Raw genomic sequence first — 14,806 nt, forward strand, 5'->3', positions numbered from 1 at the left:
AATCCCAAGGCCCCTGTGGCAGCCACAGGGGCCCTTATACATGAATTCACGCCGCTGGGCAACAATACCAACAGGAGGTGAGAACGTGGCCGAGAAGAAGGAGCGCGGTGCCAAAAAGAAGGCAGGGCAAGCCAAAAAGGCCCGGACGCCCGCCTCCCCTACTCCTAAGGACAGCTTCGACGTTAAGTAAGAGGCCCCGCACGGGGCCTCTTCTTACGCCTTTTTCGTACTAGAACACCTGGAAGATGAAGAACTTAAGGTACTCGGTTTCCGGCGCCGTCAGGAGCACGGGATGGTCTTTGGCCTGGGTGCGGTACTCGACCAAGCGCAGGCGGCGGCGGGCGTCGGCCGCCGCATCCGCTACCACCGCGCGGAAAAGCTCCGGGCTCATGTGCTGAGAACAAGAGGCCGTCACCAGGAACCCGCCCGGGGGAATGAGCTTCAGCGCCCGCAGGTTGATTTCTTTATAACCGCGCGCCGCCCCCTCCACCGCATGGCGGCTCTTCGTGAAGGCGGGCGGGTCCAGAATGACCACATCGAACTTTTCCCGCCGTTGGGCCAGTGCCCGGAGCTCGTCAAAGGCATTGGCCACCTCAAACCGGCAGAGCGGGGTGAGCCCGTTCAGCGCAGCGTTCTTTCTCGCCATCTCGACGGCTTCCGGGGAGACATCGATACCCAGAACTTCCCGGGCACCGTAGTGGGCGGCGTGCAGGGCAAAGGCGCCGGTGTGGCAAAAGCAGTCGAGCACCCGGGCACCTGAGACCAGCGGCGCCAGGGCCGCGCGGTTTTCCCGCTGGTCGAGAAAGTAACCTGTTTTCTGCCCGTTTGCCACATCCACCCAGAACCTTAGGCCGTGTTCTTCAATCGCAAGGAGCGGGTCGAACTGCCCGTAGAGGAAGCCCTTTTCCTGGGGCAGCCCTTCAATCTCCCGGACCTTGACGTCGTTGCGGGCATAAATCCCGCGCGGAGCCAGGATCTCCACCAGAAGCTTAACCAGCGTCTCCTGCCAGCGTGCAATCCCCAGGGCCAGAGTCTGCAGCACCAGGTAGTCCCCAAATTTGTCCACGATGAGGGCGGGAAGAAAATCGGCTTCAGCGAAGACAACGCGGCACGAGGAAGTATCCACAAACCGGCGGCGGTACTCCCAGGCGGCCGCCAGCCGACGCCGCCAGAAGGCCGGTCCGATCTCCTCCTCTTCCGGCGTCAAGAAGCGCAGGGCAATCTGCGAGCGCGGGTTAAAGTACCCCTGCCCGAGAAAGTGCCCGCGTTCGTCGCCGATCGTCACCACATCTCCCGGTGCAAACTCCCCTTCCACCGCGAGGATGTCCGAGGCAAACACCCAGGGGTGGCCTACTTTCAGCCGGCCGGCACCCTTTTTCGAGATGATCGCCCGGGCCACGCTTACTCCCCCTCGCCAACTTGGTTCTGCCTGTTCTTTTTGCCGTCTGCCGGCCTTACCAAAGGCCCCCAGGTGGAGAATCCCCGCGGGCTCTCCCAGGCGGTCAGAAAACGGCGGTACAGATCGGGATAGCGCCCTGTGAGCTCCCGCACCAAATCCCGCATCTCGGCCCGCTTGGTCCGCCCGGCCGCCGGGCAGCCGCTTTTCACCACGGGCAGGCCTTCGCGGGCCGCAACAGACCGGATGGTTTGCTCCGGAATGTAAACCAGCGGGCGGATTACTGTAAGTCCGCTGCGGCTGAGCTGCGTGCGCGGCAGGAAGGTGTCTAAACAGCCTGTGTAAATGAGGTTGAGGAAAAAAGTGGCCAAAACGTCGTCGGCGTGATGTCCCAGCGCCACCTTGGTACAGCCCAACGCCAGCGCCACGTTATTGAGCGCCCCGCGCCTGAGGTGGGCGCAGAGCGCGCACGGGTTCGGCTCCTCCCGCACCTTAAAGACAATGTCGCCGATGGCCGTTTTTTCCCGGGTAAGCGGCACGCCGTGTTCCCGGCAGTAATCCTCCAGGGGCCCTATGTCCTCCTCCCAGCCGAGATCCACATGCACCGGAAAAAGTTTGAGGTCGGGGTAAGAAGTCTGCCGCAAAAAGAGGAGCACATGCAGGAGAAAGACGCTGTCTTTTCCCCCCGAAAGCCCCACCGCCACACGATCCCCGGGCTCAAGCAGCCGGTAACGGCGGACGGCCTGCTTTATTTTACTCAGAAACCACTTGTTGTCGCTCTTTCGCACTATGGTCTCCTCCCACTCTTTCACCACACCATCATAGTCTAACCGTAGTGAAGAAGCAAGGTGGGCCGGCCAGCAGGAGAGAAGCACCGGAGGCGCGAATAGTAATAAAAAAAGAAGCGGAAGAAAAAAAGCCTGTTTAACTTCTTGAGCTTCTTTAGGGGGGTAAGGTGGCAATGTGCGACACACTCGTGGCCCTGCCCGACGTTACGTCCACCGGTACCGTGATCCTCGGCAAAAACAGCGACCGACCGGCCTTTGACTGCCAGCCGCTCCACTACTCTCCCCGCGCCCGCCATGCGCCGGGGGAAAAGCTCACCCTGGCCTATGTCGCGCTCCCACAGTCCGAGGTGACGTATGCCACCGTGGGTTCCCGTCCTTACTGGTGTTGGGGTTATGAGGAAGGCTTCAACGAGTTTGGTGTGGCCATCGGCAATGAGGCCATCTTTACCCGGGAGAGCGCCCTGGCGGCCGCGCGCCAGCTCGAAGGCAGGCCCCCTGAGGCGGGCCTTTTGGGGATGGAGCTCCTCCGCCTCGGCCTTGAGCGCGGCAAAAGTGCAGCTGAAGCGCTCACCGTTATCGCTGAACTGGTGGAAGACTACGGCCAGTGGGGCTCCGGTGTGCCTGGATCCGACCACCTGCAAGGTTCTTACAACAACTCCTTCATCATCGCCGACCCGAAGGAAGCCTGGGTGCTGGAGACAGCCGGCAAGCGCTGGGTAGCCCGCCGCATCACCAGCGGTTACGCCGCCATTTCCAATGAACCCAGCATCCGCACGCACTGGGACGAAAGCAGCCCCGACCTTGTCGGCCGGGCGGTGGAAAAGGGCTGGTGGCCGGCCGGAAAAGAAGCGCTCTTTGATTTCGCCCTGGCCTATACCGACCGGCATAAACCCCTCCAGGTGTCGCACATCCGCGCCCAACGCCTGCGGCAGCTCTTGGCGGAAGGCAGGGACCAGGGGATTTCGCCGCAGTGGGTCAAACGCATCCTGCGCGACCATTACGAAGACACCTTCCTGGCCGGGCCGTACTTCAACGCCGCCCTGCCGGACTTTCTCACCATCTGCATGCACTCGTCGCCGGCCGGCTTCACCTGGGGGAATACTGCCAGTTCCGCCGTTTTCAGCCTGCCGGAGCCGGGCCAGGGTTTGCCCCATATGTGGTGGTGCGCAGGCACACCCTGCACCGGTGTCTACCTGCCTGTCTTTCTCCCGCTCGCTTCCCTGCCGGAAACCGTGACCCGCGCCGGCACCGTCACCGCTCTCCTGCCTCCCCCGGAAGTGCCGCGCGATACGTACAGTTCTGCATCTTACTGGTGGAAGTTCCGCCACCTGCTCGATGTGCTCAAGGGCGATGAGGAAGGCAGCTTCTTTAACCTGCGCCAGCCGGTCGCGCGCCTGGCCTTTGACCGCCTGGAGGCGGCGTGGGCCCTCGAGGCCCGCGCCGTGGAAAAAGAAGCCCTGGCCGCCGTCGCTGCCGGGAAGGAAGAAGACGCCGCCGCCCGCCTCACCGCCTTTACGGCGCGTTGCGTTGACGAAGCCTTGGCGACAGCGCGCAAGGTGAAAGAGGCCGTACTGGCGCTGGGGTAGGTATAAGCAGGGGACCGGCGCAGCATATTAGAGTCAGGAAGTGGGAAAGGGGGCCGCTCGGTGCGCCGCAAGGAGCACGCGCCCGACGATTTACCGTCTGTCAGGACGCGCCACAAGGGTGACCTGGTGGAGGAAAGAGAAATCGAAGAGCAGGATCTTTCCCCGCGCCAGGTGCGCGAAAACCCGTACAAGACACCGCCCAACGAACTTACCAGTAAGGGGCGGCCCCGCTAGGGCCGCCCCTTACTCCTTTACTTTAACCCCTTCCAGGTCCAAAAGAAAGTGCTTGCGCGGGCGCCCGCCGGCGTACTCGCCGAGCGCGCCGTCTGCTTTCAGCACCCGGTGGCAGGGGACCACCACGGCCACGGGATTGGCGCGCATCGCCCCGCCCACCGCCCGCGCCGCCTGGGGGAATCCCGCCCGCCGGGCAAGCTCGCCGTAGCTGGTGGTCGCCCCGAAGGGAACCGTAAGCAGGGTACGCCACACCGCCAGCTGAAAGGAAGTGCCATTTAAGTCCAGCGGCAGGTCGAAAACGCGCCGCCGGCCGGCCAGGTACTCCTGGAGCTGCCGCTCCGCCTCGCCCACCCGGCCCGGGCCGGTGACTGGCCCGCGGACCGCTTCGTGCGGAAAGTGAGCCTCAAGCCAGGCGACTTCCCTTTCGACCCGGTCGCCGAAGGAAAGCCGGCAGAGTCCCCGTGAGCTGTAGGCCAGGAACACTCTTCCCAGCGCCGTTTCGCATTCCTTCCACTCAATCATCTTACTGCTCCCTTCCTGTAAGCATAAACCGCCGCCCACGGCACATGCTAAGTGCGCCCCGTCTTTCGACCTTGACAGCACAGAAGAGGTGATGTTCGGTGCAGAGCCATGAAGCCATTGCCCGTACTTATCTCACCGCCCTGGGCAACAAGGAAGTGGAAACCGCCTTGGACTTCCTGGCGCCAGACGTGCAGCTGGTCGATCCCCTGTACGGCGAGGTTACCGGTAAAGCCGACGCCAGGATTTATTGCACGTCCTTTGTTGACCGTGTGCGCACCTGTGCCTACGACGTCCACACCGCCGCCTTCTGCGAAGGCAAGGGGTTCCTCGAATACACCTGCCACATGGTGCTGCCCGACGGCAGCCATGTGGACCTTCCTGCCGCCGCCGTATTTGAATTTTCCGGTGACAGGATCCAGGCCGTACGCAGCTATCATGACCCGGCGCCGGCCGCCTCCATCTGGCGCCCCCAGCGGCTGTAAGGGCTCAGGGCGTCCCGGTGGCACGCTGCCAAATAAGCCGTCCCCCTTCAAAGCGGTGCCGGACCAGACCCCCTTCGGCCAGGTAAGCCAGGTGAGCGGCAACTGCCGCGGTGGAAAGAAAGTACTGGTCGGTGTTAAGAGCGATACCCTTGTCGCCGGCAATGCGCGCCACCAGATCCTCCCGGCTGTGCGGTTCGGCGAGCAGGGCGAGAATATGTTCGCTCACGGCCGTAAGCCGTGTTTTGTTGGCGGCCACAACCGGGCCGGGGTCGGTGGTAAGCTCCCCATGGCTGGGCACAAAAAAGTCGGCCTCAAAGGTCGCCAGCTTCTCCAGCGTGGCGAGCGCCGGCTGCACCCGGGCAAAGTAGGGGAGATAGTACTTGTCCAGGGTCGCGCCGGAAAAAAAGGCGTCCGCGCAAAACAGGACCGCATCCGGCGTCAGCACTCCTACCTGTTCCGGCGCATGTCCGGGCAGGGGCACCACCCTAAGCGGCTCCGGCCCGGTGTTTTCGCTTTCCAGGTGCCGGTCCACCCGGGAGGGCTTGGCCATGAGGAACTTATTCTTCAAGGCAGGGAACGGGTCCCCGCCTGAGAGGTACAAGGGTTCCAGGTAGGGATTCTCGATGACCGCCGCCTCCAGCGGTGCCGCCCAGGTCAGGGCCTCGGTACGCTTTTGCAGGAAGGCGTTACCGCCGCAGTGGTCCGCGTGACTGTGGGTGTTGACGATGTTTCTAAGCGGGAGTGCGTCCGCCGCGCGCAGGGCCTTGAGCACCCGGCGCCCGCTCTCGTCGTCCAGCCCTGTATCGATGACGGCGGCCCCACCCTCAGGATAGAGATAAACGCCGATATTAACCGGTCCCGGGAGGTAATAGGTGCGGCCTTGAATATGGGTTAACATTGCACCACCCCTTTTTCCCCAATCTGAATTATCTACATGATACCAAAATCTGTCTTAGCCAGCAACCCGCCTTCACCGCCCGCCACTCAAGGTGATGACCCGCTCATCTGCAGCGCTTCCGCCCCGGCAGCCCGGTTCACCCTTCCACCGCGCACCGCGCACTCCGGGGTATCGAGAACGCCCCCAGGCCAACCCGTCCCAGTGCCCGGCGCGTTGCCAGCCCAACCTCGGCCGGCTAGTTGGAACGACGTCCTGCACGCGCAACCCGGCTCAGCGCGACCAGGTTTGCCGCCGGCTTCCTTCAGCACCCACCTTCGGTGGGTACCCGACCTCGCGGTGGACACCCTTGCCTTAAGCTACGGCTACTGCTACCCTCGCCGTTCGGGACTTGCACCCTAGAGACAGCGCCCATGCCGGGCGCACATGCAGCAGGCCCTTCAGGCGGCAACCTGAAGGGCCTTGGTATCTTTTTTTGGTGCCGGAGGCGGGGGTCGAACCCGCACGCACGTTGCCGTGCGAGGGATTTTAAGTCCCTTGCGTCTGCCAGTTCCGCCACTCCGGCGCCTTCGGCTTCATTTTAGCACCTTTGCCGGGAAGTTTCAAGGGAAGCGAAGGGCAAGGACGGAGGCTGCGTTTTACAGGTAAATCCCGGCGCCGGGCCCGAGCGGGAGCTTGAGCAGCATCCAGATGACGATCTGGATGGACAGGATGATGAGATAAGCGATGGAATACGGTATCATCAGCGAGATGTAGGTGCCGATGCCCACCTCTTCCTTTTTGGGGTTAAACTGGGTGAGCAGGCCCAGGATAACGGGAATGTAAGGCGAAAGAGGCGAGATGATGTTGGTGGCGGTGTCACCGATGCGGTACGCCACCTGCGTGAGCGCCGGGGAGAAGCTGACCACGGAGAACATGGGTAGAAAGATCGGCGCCAGGATGATCCACTTGGAAGAACCGCTTACGATGAAGAGGTTGATAAAGGCCACCAGGAGGATAAACATGAGGGCCAGGGGGATGCCGCCCAGGTTCATGGCCTTCAGGAATTCGGCACCCTTCACGGCGAGTACAGTGGTGATATTGCTGCTGTTAAAGAGGTAGATGAAGAGCGCCGCCGGCAAAGCCACGACAATAAAGCCGACGATGCCTTCGATGCCCTTGGCCATATAGCGGGGCACGTCTTTTTCCGATTTGATTGTCCCGGCCCCGATGCCGTAGCCCACGCCGACGAACAGGAAGAAGAAGAAGAGGATGGCCATAATGCTGTCAGTCAGCGGCGACTTGGGCAGGAAGGCACCTTCGGGGTTGCGGAAGAACGCTCCCGGCGGCAGGCTAAGGATCAGCATGATAGCGACAAAGAGCAAAAAGCCGCCCAGGGCCCAACGCAGCCCTCGCTCTTCCTCGGGTTTAAGGGCGTGTTCCTGCAGAGCATTTTCATCCAGCCTGCCCTGTGAGCGGGTGTCACCCAGCCGCTTGGCCGTAAAGCGCTCGGTGACGTAAGTGGTACCCAGCGTAAGGGTGAAGGTGGCCACGATCATAAAGAACCAGTTGATCATGGGGTGTGTGGGCGCGGTGATGCCCATGGCTTGGGCCACCGGAGCGGTAATACCGGACAGCAGGGCGTCTGTGCCGGCAATCATCAGGTTGGCCGTGAAACCGCTCCACCCGGCGGCGTACCCTGTGACCACGCCGACCAGCGGGTTGCGACCGAGAGCCGCAAAGAGCGAGCCGCCGATGGCCGCGGTGAAGACGGAACCGGCGTCCGAGGCCAGGTTAGAGTTTATGCCGACGAAGGCCAGCGCCATAGTAACGAGCGCCGGCGGAGCACCGAGAATGGTTTTGCGCATCGCCGCCGACATGAATCCCGTCTGGTCCAAGAGCGCAATACCGAGCATCATGGTAAGGATGAGGCCCAGAGGCGGAAAGGCGACGAAGTTCTTGACGAAGTCCGCCATGAACTTGCGCATGGGGCCAAAGGCCAGCAGGTTCTGCACCGCAACAGTAACCTGCTGAGGCGCCTCACCCACCTTCGCCGGCGGTTTCATGTAGGTGACCTCGACCCCGGCCGAAGCCAGGATCCAGGAGAGAGCCAGGGTAACGAGCGCCAGAATAACAAAGAGTGTAAAAGGATGAGGGAGCCTGTTACCCACGACCTCCACCCAGTTAATGAACTTACCAAACCAGCCGCCCAGCTCATCCGATTGCTTCTTTTCAGGCACTAATTTACCTCCTCATCTGTAGTTGTGGGTTCAGCTTTGTCCTTGCCCTGGCGTGCTAAATTCGCCCCTGCATCCGCAAATTCCTGTTGGTTAGGGCATGATTTCTTACATATGAACGCGTAATTATGCGCGTGCGAGGCGAAGTCCTCAGCCCTTTAAATAGGCCAGAGCTGCTCGCACAAAAACCTCTACCCCTACCGGCAAAGCGCGCTCGTCAACCAGGAACTCCGGGTTATGAAGTGGTATCTTCTTAGTCCCCGGGGCCGTGCACCCCAGCCAGAAGAGGGCCCCTGGCACCTTTTCCAGGTAGAAGGCGAAGTCCTCTGCTCCCATACCCGGGTAATCCGGCTGCACCACCCCGCCGGCACCGAGGGCAGCAGTGCCCGCCTGCCGGAGAAGTTCAACCCCCTCGGCCGTATTGACCAGCGGCGGGTAACCATGGACGTACTTTACGTCGCAGGTAGCCCCCAGGCCCGCAGCCACGTTTTCCGCCAGCTCTGCCAGACGGCGCGGGATGAGTTTCCGCACCTCCGCGTTTAACGTGCGGCAGGTCCCTTCCAGGGTTACTTCCTCGGCGATTATGTTGTAGCGATGACCACCCTTGATAGTGCCGAAAGAGAGTACCGCCGCTTCCAGCGGGCTGACGTTGCGGCTCACTATGGTCTGAAGAGCCGTCAGCACCTGAGCCGTGGTCACGATGGCATCCACCCCTTGGTGGGGAGCCGAGCCGTGGCTGCTCCTACCCCTTACGGTAAGGAACACGCGGTCAGACGCCGCCATGAGCGCGCCTGCGCGCACGCCGATGGTTCCCACCGGCAGGTCGGGCCAAACGTGCAGGGCGAGAATAAGGTCGACCTTCGGCTCCTCCAGTGCACCGGCGTCCATGAGCAGGTGCGCCCCGCCTGTAGGGTTGTTTTCCTCGGCCGGCTGGAAAAGGAACTTCACGTTCCCGGTCAGCTGCTTCCGCAAGGCCGTCAGCACCTGGGCCGCCCCCAGGAGGATGGCCGTGTGGGCGTCGTGGCCGCAGGCGTGCATCACCCCCGGCACCTGGGAAGGATAAGGGCAAGCGGTCCTCTCCGGCAGCGGTAACGCGTCCATGTCGGCCCGCAGGGCCAGGGTCTTGCCCGGGCGGCCACCCCTGAGGAGTGCTACCACGCCCGTATCGCCAAGGCGCTTCACCTCGAGACCGAGCTCCTTAAGCTCCGCCTCCACCAGGGCCGCTGTGCGCTCCTCCTTCAGGCTGAGCTCCGGGTGTTGGTGAATGTCCCAACGCAGGCGCGTCACATCCGCCAGGTTCGCACGGACCAGCCCCTTTACCGCATCATCCAACGTTCTCCCGCCTCCCGTTCTGCTCTCGGCCTGAAAGGCCTCCTCGTCTATTCGCCGCCGGAGAGCCTTTGTCCTGCTCCCCTCTTGCAAATGCTGGGCGGATGTCCTATTCTAGACATCACGGAGGGATGAACATGGAGCACGACAAGCTTTATGATCTGGCCGTTGTGGGTTGCGGCCCGGCCGGACTGTCGGCGGCCATCAACGCCGCCATTCGCAGGAAAGACCTCATTATTCTCGGGTCGGAGTTCTGCAGCCCTAAGCTGCACAAGGCCCCCCGCATTGACAACTACCTCGGGCTGCCGGGTGTGGGGGGGGAAGAGCTGCGCCAGGCCGCTCTTAAACACGTGGCCCAGTTCGGCCTTCGGGTGGAACCGGCGCGGGTGGAGGCCATCATTCCCTTGGGCGATAGATTCCAACTCCTCACCCGCACTTCCCTTTACGAGGCTAAGGCGGCCGTGCTGGCCACCGGCGTGGTGGAAGTGGCGACGCTGCCCGGCGAAGAAGACTTCCTGGGACGCGGCGTCAGTTACTGTGCCACCTGTGACGGTCCCCTCTTCGGCGGCCAGCCGGTGGCCGTGGTATCGGACATCGTTGAGGGTGAAGAGGAGGCCAACTACCTGGCCGATGTAGCAGCAGAGGTTTACTATCTCCCCTTATACAAGCGCAGCTACAAACTCAATGCCAAGGTTACCGTGCTGCCCGCGCGGCCCCGCGCCATCCACGGGCTGACCGGCGTGGAGGGGCTCGAACTGACCGACGGCACGGTACTCAGCGTAAAGGGCGTCTTCATCATCCGCGAGGCCACCAACCCCAATCGCCTCGTACCCGGGCTGGACCTCAACGGAACAGCCATCCGGGTCGATCGCGAGCAGCGCACCAATATTCCCGGGCTGTTCGCCGCCGGCGATTGCACCGGCCGCCCCTTCCAACTGGCCAAGGCGGTAGGCGAAGGTCAGGTGGCCGCGCTCAGCGCCGTTCGCTACCTGGACCAAAAAAAATAGCAGCACGGATACCAAAAAACCCTGCCCAGCAGGGTTTTTTCTTACCTACCAGCAGGCAGGGTTTTTAAGCAAAAAATGGAGGTGCGGGCCGGAATCGAACCGGCGAATAGTGGTTTTGCAGACCACGGCGTTAGCCTCTTCGCCACCGCACCTCATCGCCCCTTATTATACCATGCCGCTTCCTTCCGGGCAAGACCTCTAATGCTGCTCGTCGCTCTCACACCGCGGGGCCAGCAGGTCGTCCAAGGCTTTTCTGGCTTCCTCGCTGCGCCGGCGCGTCGCCGCTTCGTCCCGCTTAAGAGCTACGTCCAGCACGTCCCCTTCCCGCACGTCGGCTGGAAGAAGCTGACGCGGAAAGTTGAAGGTGCCTTCTTCCCACTCCAGAACCGCCCACCGCTCCTCCAACCGGTCAACGATCAGCAGCACTCTTCATCCCCTCCTCCCAAACCCTGTTTCCATCGCTCAGAAGAACAATAGTTCCCTGCTGGTCCGTACGCAACACCTTGACCTTTTCCCTGCCCAGGCGCCGCAGGGTAGATGGGCTCGGATGGCCGTAATCGTTCCGGCGCCCTACGGAGATCACCGCCAGGGCCGGCCGCACCGCGCGCAGGAAAGCCGTGCTTGTTGCCGAAGCGGAGCCGTGATGTCCCACCTTCAGAACATCGGCCTTGAGCCCGCCGCGTGCCACGAGGTCCTGCTCGGCCACCTCGCCCGCATCGCCTGTAAAGAGAAAGGCCGTCCGCCCGTAAGTAACCTTGAGCACCGCGCTCACATCGTTCAGATCATCATAGTCAGTGCGCACCGGACCGAGGAACTGGGCCTTAACCGCCGGTTCCTCAAGCTGCACGACCGCCCCGGCACGCGCCTCTTTAACCACTACACGCTTCTCTTTAAGGGCGGCAAGCAGTCGCTCGTACGTGCGGGTGGCGGCGGCCCGCCGCGGCAGGTAACACTCTTTCACCGGCAAGGCCGCAAGGACTGCAGGCAGCCCTCCAATGTGATCCTCGTGCGGATGAGTGGCTACCACCGCGGCCAGGCTCCTCACCCCGCTCTTTTTTAAGTAATCCACCACGTTCTCACCGTCAGCGGCGTTCCCACCATCGATGAGCACGTTCTCCCCGCCCGGCAGCTGCACCAAGATGCTGTCCGCCTGGCCCACGTCCAGGTAGTGGACATCAAGGACCCGGGGCTCTCCTCCACTCCCGCCGGCATCCCGGCTGAGCCCGGACGGTGGACTGGGGCTGCAGGCGCTCAGCACCAGGAGAAGAAGCGCCAAGAAGACCGGGACACACCGCCGCCGGCGCAGAAAAGATGGCACATGCTCAGTTTTCATAGTGCTATGTATACCTCCGGCCAACCCGAGATTCGTAAGACGGGCCGAACAAAAATCCTCCCGTTTTCAGGGAGGCCGTGCCTTAAAAATAAAATGGAGCGGAAGACGGGATTCGAACCCGCGACCCTCGCCTTGGCAAGGCGATGCTCTACCTCTGAGCCACTTCCGCTTCTGGTGCCGCAGGGCAGAATCGAACTGCCGACACGAGGATTTTCAGTCCTCTGCTCTACCAACTGAGCTACCGCGGCTTATTGATTTGTAGGGAAATTGGCGGAAGCGATGGGAGTCGAACCCACGATCTCCTGCGTGACAGGCAGGCATGTTAACCACTACACCACGCCTCCGCTTATGGTGGGCGAAACAGGGCTCGAACCTGTGACCTCCTGGGTGTGATCCAGGCACTCTCCCAGCTGAGCTATTCGCCCACATTTGGTGTCGGAGGGGGGACTTGAACCCCCACGGTTGCCCACACGCCCCTCAAACGTGCGCGTCTGCCAGTTCCGCCACTCCGACGCACTGGTGCCGAAGGAGGGATTCGAACCCTCACGAGCGCGAGGCTCACTGCGCCCTGAACACAGCGTGTCTACCAGTTCCACCACTTCGGCTCTTGCGGCAGCTCGCGCTGCCGAGTACACTAACGATTATAGCACAAAATTGCTCGATGTCAAGATCGTCTCGGCGCTAAATCTGTCGTTTTAGGCGCGGATTAGGGGTTATGCCTGGGATCCGCCCGCGCTTGGCGACAGGCACCCCGCTGACCACCTTCAGATCCATGGTCATGTCAATGGGCGGTGCTGCCGTGATGTAACTGCCCACGCCGAAAGCCGCTGCACCGGCCGCCTTCAGTTCGACAATGCGCTCCGGAGTTACACCGCCTGAGACAAAAATATTTACATGCTGGAACCCCTTCTGGTCGAGGCGCTGCCGGACCTCGTACACCAGGTCGGGGGTGACCCCGCCGCGCTCGCCCGGAGTGTCGAGGCGAACCCCGCTGAGACGCTCACCCAAGGCCTCCGCCACCCGCACTGCTTCCTCAGCTTCGTCGTGGAAAGTATCCACCAGCACCAGCCGCGGCGCATCGGGCGGCATCACCTTGTCGTAAACCTTGGCCACTTCCACCGTGTCGCCCATAATTAGGATCACCGCATGGGGAACGGTCCCGGCCGGTTCCCGGCCGGCCAGTTTGGCCGCCAGGATGCAGCTGGCACCGTCAAAGCCGCCGATCAAAGCCGCCCGCTCCATCACCGGCGCCACCGCAGGGTGGAGGTGACGCGCTCCGAAGCAGAACACCGGCGCATCGCCGGCAGCCTGTTTGCACTCGCGGGCGGCGGTAGCCCAGCCGCTCGGGCTGGCCAAAAAGCCCAGGATCACCGTCTCAAAGAGGCCGAATTTGTCGTAGGGGCCTGAAATGCGCATGACAACTTCCTTAGGTGCAAACTCTTCGCCTTCATCGAGCGACCACATCTCCAGCCCTTCGCGGCCGGCCAGGAGGTGTTTAACCTCCTCCACGCCCGCCAAAATCCCGCCGCGGCGCGCAAAGATCTCCGCCACCACCGGGGTGGCGCCTAACCCCATGTGATGCAACAGCTCATAGCTGCGCACGAAGTAGATGTCGGTGGTTGCCCCTTGCATGATCTCTTCGTGGGTGGCCGAGTGAAACCGCTTGTCAGCGGCCACTTTGAGATTGCGCACGCGCTCCAGGCTCGTCAATTCTTGCGCCGGCACTTTATTTCACTCCCTTGGTAGCATCTGCCTTGTATTATTTCGACCTGCCACGCGCTAATACCTCTTTAGGGGTCGGTATTATAGATTCTTTTGTACCAGTGGTAGTTTCGCAGCACCCTGCGCACGTAGGTGCGCGTTTCGGGAAAGGGTATGTTTTCGATGGTAAATGATCCTTGCCCCTCTTTTTGCGCCGCCAGCCAGCCGCGCACATTGCCCCGCCCGGAGTTGTAAGCCGCGAGGGCCAGCACAATGTTGCCGTGAAACTCATCAAACAAGTCGCGCAGGTACCAGGCCCCGATGCGGATGTTCGTCTCCGGGTCAAACAACTTGTCCGCTGCAAAACCGGCCAGCCCCAGTTTTTCGGCTGCCCAGGCCCCCGTTTCCGGGACGATTTGCATAAGGCCTAAGGCACCGGCCGCCGACCGGGCGCGCGGGTGGTACTTGCTCTCAGCACGGATCACCGCCGCCAGAAGCAGCGGGTCCACCTGGTACTCGTTGCCATAGCGTTCGAGCAGGGGCTGGTAGTGTAAAGGAAAAAAGAGGCGCCAAAAGATACGGCTGTCGAAGACGAGGCCCGCCAAGACCAGCCAAACCGCCAACCAGGCTCCGGTTTTCATTAGTCTAAGCCGCTTTGCACTCATTTAACCGCCTTTGGACTCCTCCCCTGTTCTCCTGGCCCCCGGCGCCCCCAAAGAGCCGCCAGCGCCTCCTGCACTGCGCGGCGCGTTTGCTCCCTCGTTCCTGAATTATCGATGACGCGGTCGGCCAGGGCGCACTTTTCCGTCAAGGGCTGCTGGGCCGCAAGCCGCGCCTCGGCCTCGGCCGGGGTGAGCCCGCTGCGCTCCACCAGGCGGGCCAGCTGGGTCGCCCGGTCCGCGTAAACCACCCAGACCTCGCTCGCCGGCAGTCTCCTCCCCGTCTCGAAATAAAGCGGCACCTCCAGGACAACAAAAGGCGCCCTCGCTACGGCAGCAGCCAGCCGTTCTTGCAGGAGGGCAAAGATTCGCGGGTGGGTTATCTCCTCCAGCCGGCGCCGCTCCTCAGAAGACGCGAAAACCCGCCGTCCTAGGCGCCGGCGGTCGATTTCACCTTCGGGTGTCAGCACCCCGGTACCCCACGTCTGCACCACTTCTTCCCAGCCCGGGCTTCCCGGCACCAGCACCTCCCGGGCCAGCACATCGGCCGAGATCACTTCCCCTCCCTCCTCGGCCAGCATGCGGGCGACGGTGCTCTTGCCGCTGGCAATACCGCCGGTGAGAACGATTATCGGCGTCCCCGGCATTGTTATCCCTC

15 protein-coding genes and 8 tRNA genes are annotated in these 14,806 nt (G+C 62.3%); 4 read left to right on the forward strand and 19 right to left on the reverse strand.

The genetic code is table 11. The annotated features are described in order from the left end of the window. Positions 1–229: 229 nt before the first annotated feature. Positions 230–1,399: a class I SAM-dependent rRNA methyltransferase gene (locus K5554_RS10590; protein ID WP_221038441.1), complete on the reverse strand. Its 1,170-nt coding sequence runs from the start codon at positions 1,397–1,399 to the stop codon at positions 230–232. Between the two features lie 2 nt (positions 1,400–1,401). Continuing rightward, positions 1,402–2,184, reverse strand: a complete 783-nt coding sequence (locus K5554_RS10595; RefSeq protein WP_221038442.1) for an ATP-binding protein — start codon at positions 2,182–2,184, stop codon at positions 1,402–1,404. 173 nt (positions 2,185–2,357) lie between these two features. On the opposite strand from K5554_RS10595, the gene K5554_RS10600 reads away from it, so the two are divergent. Next, positions 2,358–3,770, forward strand: coding sequence for a C69 family dipeptidase (locus K5554_RS10600; protein WP_221038443.1), 1,413 nt, complete (start codon positions 2,358–2,360; stop codon positions 3,768–3,770). Between the two features lie 60 nt (positions 3,771–3,830). After that, on the forward strand, positions 3,831–4,004 hold the full coding sequence (locus K5554_RS10605; protein WP_221038444.1) for a hypothetical protein: 174 nt from the start codon (positions 3,831–3,833) through the stop codon (positions 4,002–4,004). A 9-nt stretch (positions 4,005–4,013) separates the two neighbouring features. Here K5554_RS10605 and K5554_RS10610 read toward each other — a convergent pair whose 3' ends face one another. Continuing rightward, entirely contained in the window at positions 4,014–4,526 is a 513-nt protein-coding gene (locus K5554_RS10610) for a methylated-DNA--[protein]-cysteine S-methyltransferase (protein WP_221038445.1), read from the reverse strand. A gap of 98 nt (positions 4,527–4,624) precedes the next feature. Between K5554_RS10610 and K5554_RS10615 the strand changes: the two genes are divergently transcribed. Further along, the gene (locus K5554_RS10615; protein WP_221038446.1) at positions 4,625–5,008 is read left to right on the forward strand and encodes a nuclear transport factor 2 family protein; all 384 of its coding nucleotides are present in this window, start codon (positions 4,625–4,627) and stop codon (positions 5,006–5,008) included. A 4-nt stretch (positions 5,009–5,012) separates the two neighbouring features. Here the strand turns inward: K5554_RS10615 and K5554_RS10620 are convergent, their stop codons facing one another. The 4 genes from K5554_RS10620 to K5554_RS10635 all read right to left on the reverse strand — a co-directional run bounded on the left by K5554_RS10620 (position 5,013) and on the right by K5554_RS10635 (position 9,451). Then, positions 5,013–5,906 (reverse strand): MBL fold metallo-hydrolase, encoded by an 894-nt coding sequence (locus K5554_RS10620; protein ID WP_221038447.1) that lies wholly within the window; start codon positions 5,904–5,906, stop codon positions 5,013–5,015. A 473-nt stretch (positions 5,907–6,379) separates the two neighbouring features. Further along, positions 6,380–6,468: transfer RNA gene (locus K5554_RS10625), tRNA-Leu, on the reverse strand. Between the two features lie 73 nt (positions 6,469–6,541). Next, entirely contained in the window at positions 6,542–8,122 is a 1,581-nt protein-coding gene (locus K5554_RS10630) for an AbgT family transporter (protein ID WP_221038448.1), read from the reverse strand. Positions 8,123–8,269: 147 nt separating this feature from the next. Continuing rightward, on the reverse strand, positions 8,270–9,451 hold the full coding sequence (locus tag K5554_RS10635; RefSeq protein WP_221038449.1) for a M20 family metallopeptidase: 1,182 nt from the start codon (positions 9,449–9,451) through the stop codon (positions 8,270–8,272). 134 nt (positions 9,452–9,585) lie between these two features. Between K5554_RS10635 and K5554_RS10640 the strand changes: the two genes are divergently transcribed. Further along, on the forward strand, positions 9,586–10,455 hold the full coding sequence (locus tag K5554_RS10640) for an NAD(P)/FAD-dependent oxidoreductase (protein WP_221038450.1): 870 nt from the start codon (positions 9,586–9,588) through the stop codon (positions 10,453–10,455). Between the two features lie 76 nt (positions 10,456–10,531). Here the strand turns inward: K5554_RS10640 and K5554_RS10645 are convergent. From K5554_RS10645 to coaE, 12 genes are all read right to left on the reverse strand, one after another. After that, a tRNA-Cys gene (locus K5554_RS10645) sits at positions 10,532–10,607 on the reverse strand. A gap of 46 nt (positions 10,608–10,653) precedes the next feature. Further along, positions 10,654–10,881, reverse strand: a complete 228-nt coding sequence (locus tag K5554_RS10650; protein ID WP_221038451.1) for a DUF3006 domain-containing protein — start codon at positions 10,879–10,881, stop codon at positions 10,654–10,656. Further along, positions 10,865–11,788 (reverse strand): ComEC/Rec2 family competence protein, encoded by a 924-nt coding sequence (locus K5554_RS10655; RefSeq protein ID WP_221038452.1) that lies wholly within the window; start codon positions 11,786–11,788, stop codon positions 10,865–10,867. The genes K5554_RS10650 and K5554_RS10655 overlap by 17 nt, the downstream gene beginning before the upstream one ends. A 94-nt stretch (positions 11,789–11,882) precedes the next feature. Beyond that, positions 11,883–11,957 (reverse strand) — tRNA-Gly (locus tag K5554_RS10660). Positions 11,958–11,960: 3 nt separating this feature from the next. Beyond that, a tRNA-Phe gene (locus tag K5554_RS10665) sits at positions 11,961–12,036 on the reverse strand. A gap of 20 nt (positions 12,037–12,056) precedes the next feature. Next, positions 12,057–12,132: transfer RNA gene (locus K5554_RS10670), tRNA-Asp, on the reverse strand. Positions 12,133–12,137: 5 nt separating this feature from the next. Then, a tRNA-Val gene (locus K5554_RS10675) sits at positions 12,138–12,213 on the reverse strand. A 5-nt stretch (positions 12,214–12,218) separates the two neighbouring features. Then, positions 12,219–12,301: transfer RNA gene (locus K5554_RS10680), tRNA-Leu, on the reverse strand. Positions 12,302–12,305: 4 nt separating this feature from the next. Beyond that, positions 12,306–12,393 (reverse strand) — tRNA-Leu (locus K5554_RS10685). A gap of 76 nt (positions 12,394–12,469) precedes the next feature. After that, positions 12,470–13,513 carry a nicotinate phosphoribosyltransferase gene (locus K5554_RS10690; protein ID WP_221038453.1) on the reverse strand — a complete coding sequence of 348 codons (1,044 nt, stop codon included), beginning with the start codon at positions 13,511–13,513 and terminating at the stop codon, positions 12,470–12,472. A 65-nt stretch (positions 13,514–13,578) separates the two neighbouring features. Continuing rightward, a complete protein-coding gene (locus K5554_RS10695) occupies positions 13,579–14,154 on the reverse strand; it encodes a lytic transglycosylase domain-containing protein (protein WP_221038454.1) in 576 nt (191 codons plus the stop codon). After that, positions 14,151–14,795 carry a dephospho-CoA kinase gene (gene coaE / locus K5554_RS10700; RefSeq protein WP_221038455.1) on the reverse strand — a complete coding sequence of 215 codons (645 nt, stop codon included), beginning with the start codon at positions 14,793–14,795 and terminating at the stop codon, positions 14,151–14,153. Before coaE ends, K5554_RS10695 begins: the two co-directional genes overlap by 4 nt. Positions 14,796–14,806 lie beyond the last annotated feature (11 nt).

Source organism: Gelria sp. Kuro-4 (assembly GCF_019668485.1).
Classification (GTDB): domain Bacteria; phylum Bacillota; class DTU030; order DUMP01; family DUMP01; genus DUMP01.

Excerpts from the sequence above, each read along its gene's own strand:
- K5554_RS10600 (WP_221038443.1), top strand. The coding sequence starts at position 2,358 with ATGTGCGACACACTCGTGGCCCTGCCCGACGTTACGTCCACCGGTACC.
- K5554_RS10610 (WP_221038445.1), bottom strand. The coding sequence starts at position 4,526 with ATGATTGAGTGGAAGGAATGCGAAACGGCGCTGGGAAGAGTGTTCCTG.
- K5554_RS10620 (WP_221038447.1), bottom strand. The coding sequence starts at position 5,906 with ATGTTAACCCATATTCAAGGCCGCACCTATTACCTCCCGGGACCGGTT.
- K5554_RS10640 (WP_221038450.1), top strand. The coding sequence starts at position 9,586 with ATGGAGCACGACAAGCTTTATGATCTGGCCGTTGTGGGTTGCGGCCCG.
- K5554_RS10655 (WP_221038452.1), bottom strand. The coding sequence starts at position 11,788 with ATGAAAACTGAGCATGTGCCATCTTTTCTGCGCCGGCGGCGGTGTGTC.
- K5554_RS10695 (WP_221038454.1), bottom strand. The coding sequence starts at position 14,154 with ATGAGTGCAAAGCGGCTTAGACTAATGAAAACCGGAGCCTGGTTGGCG.
- coaE (WP_221038455.1), bottom strand. The coding sequence starts at position 14,795 with ATGCCGGGGACGCCGATAATCGTTCTCACCGGCGGTATTGCCAGCGGC.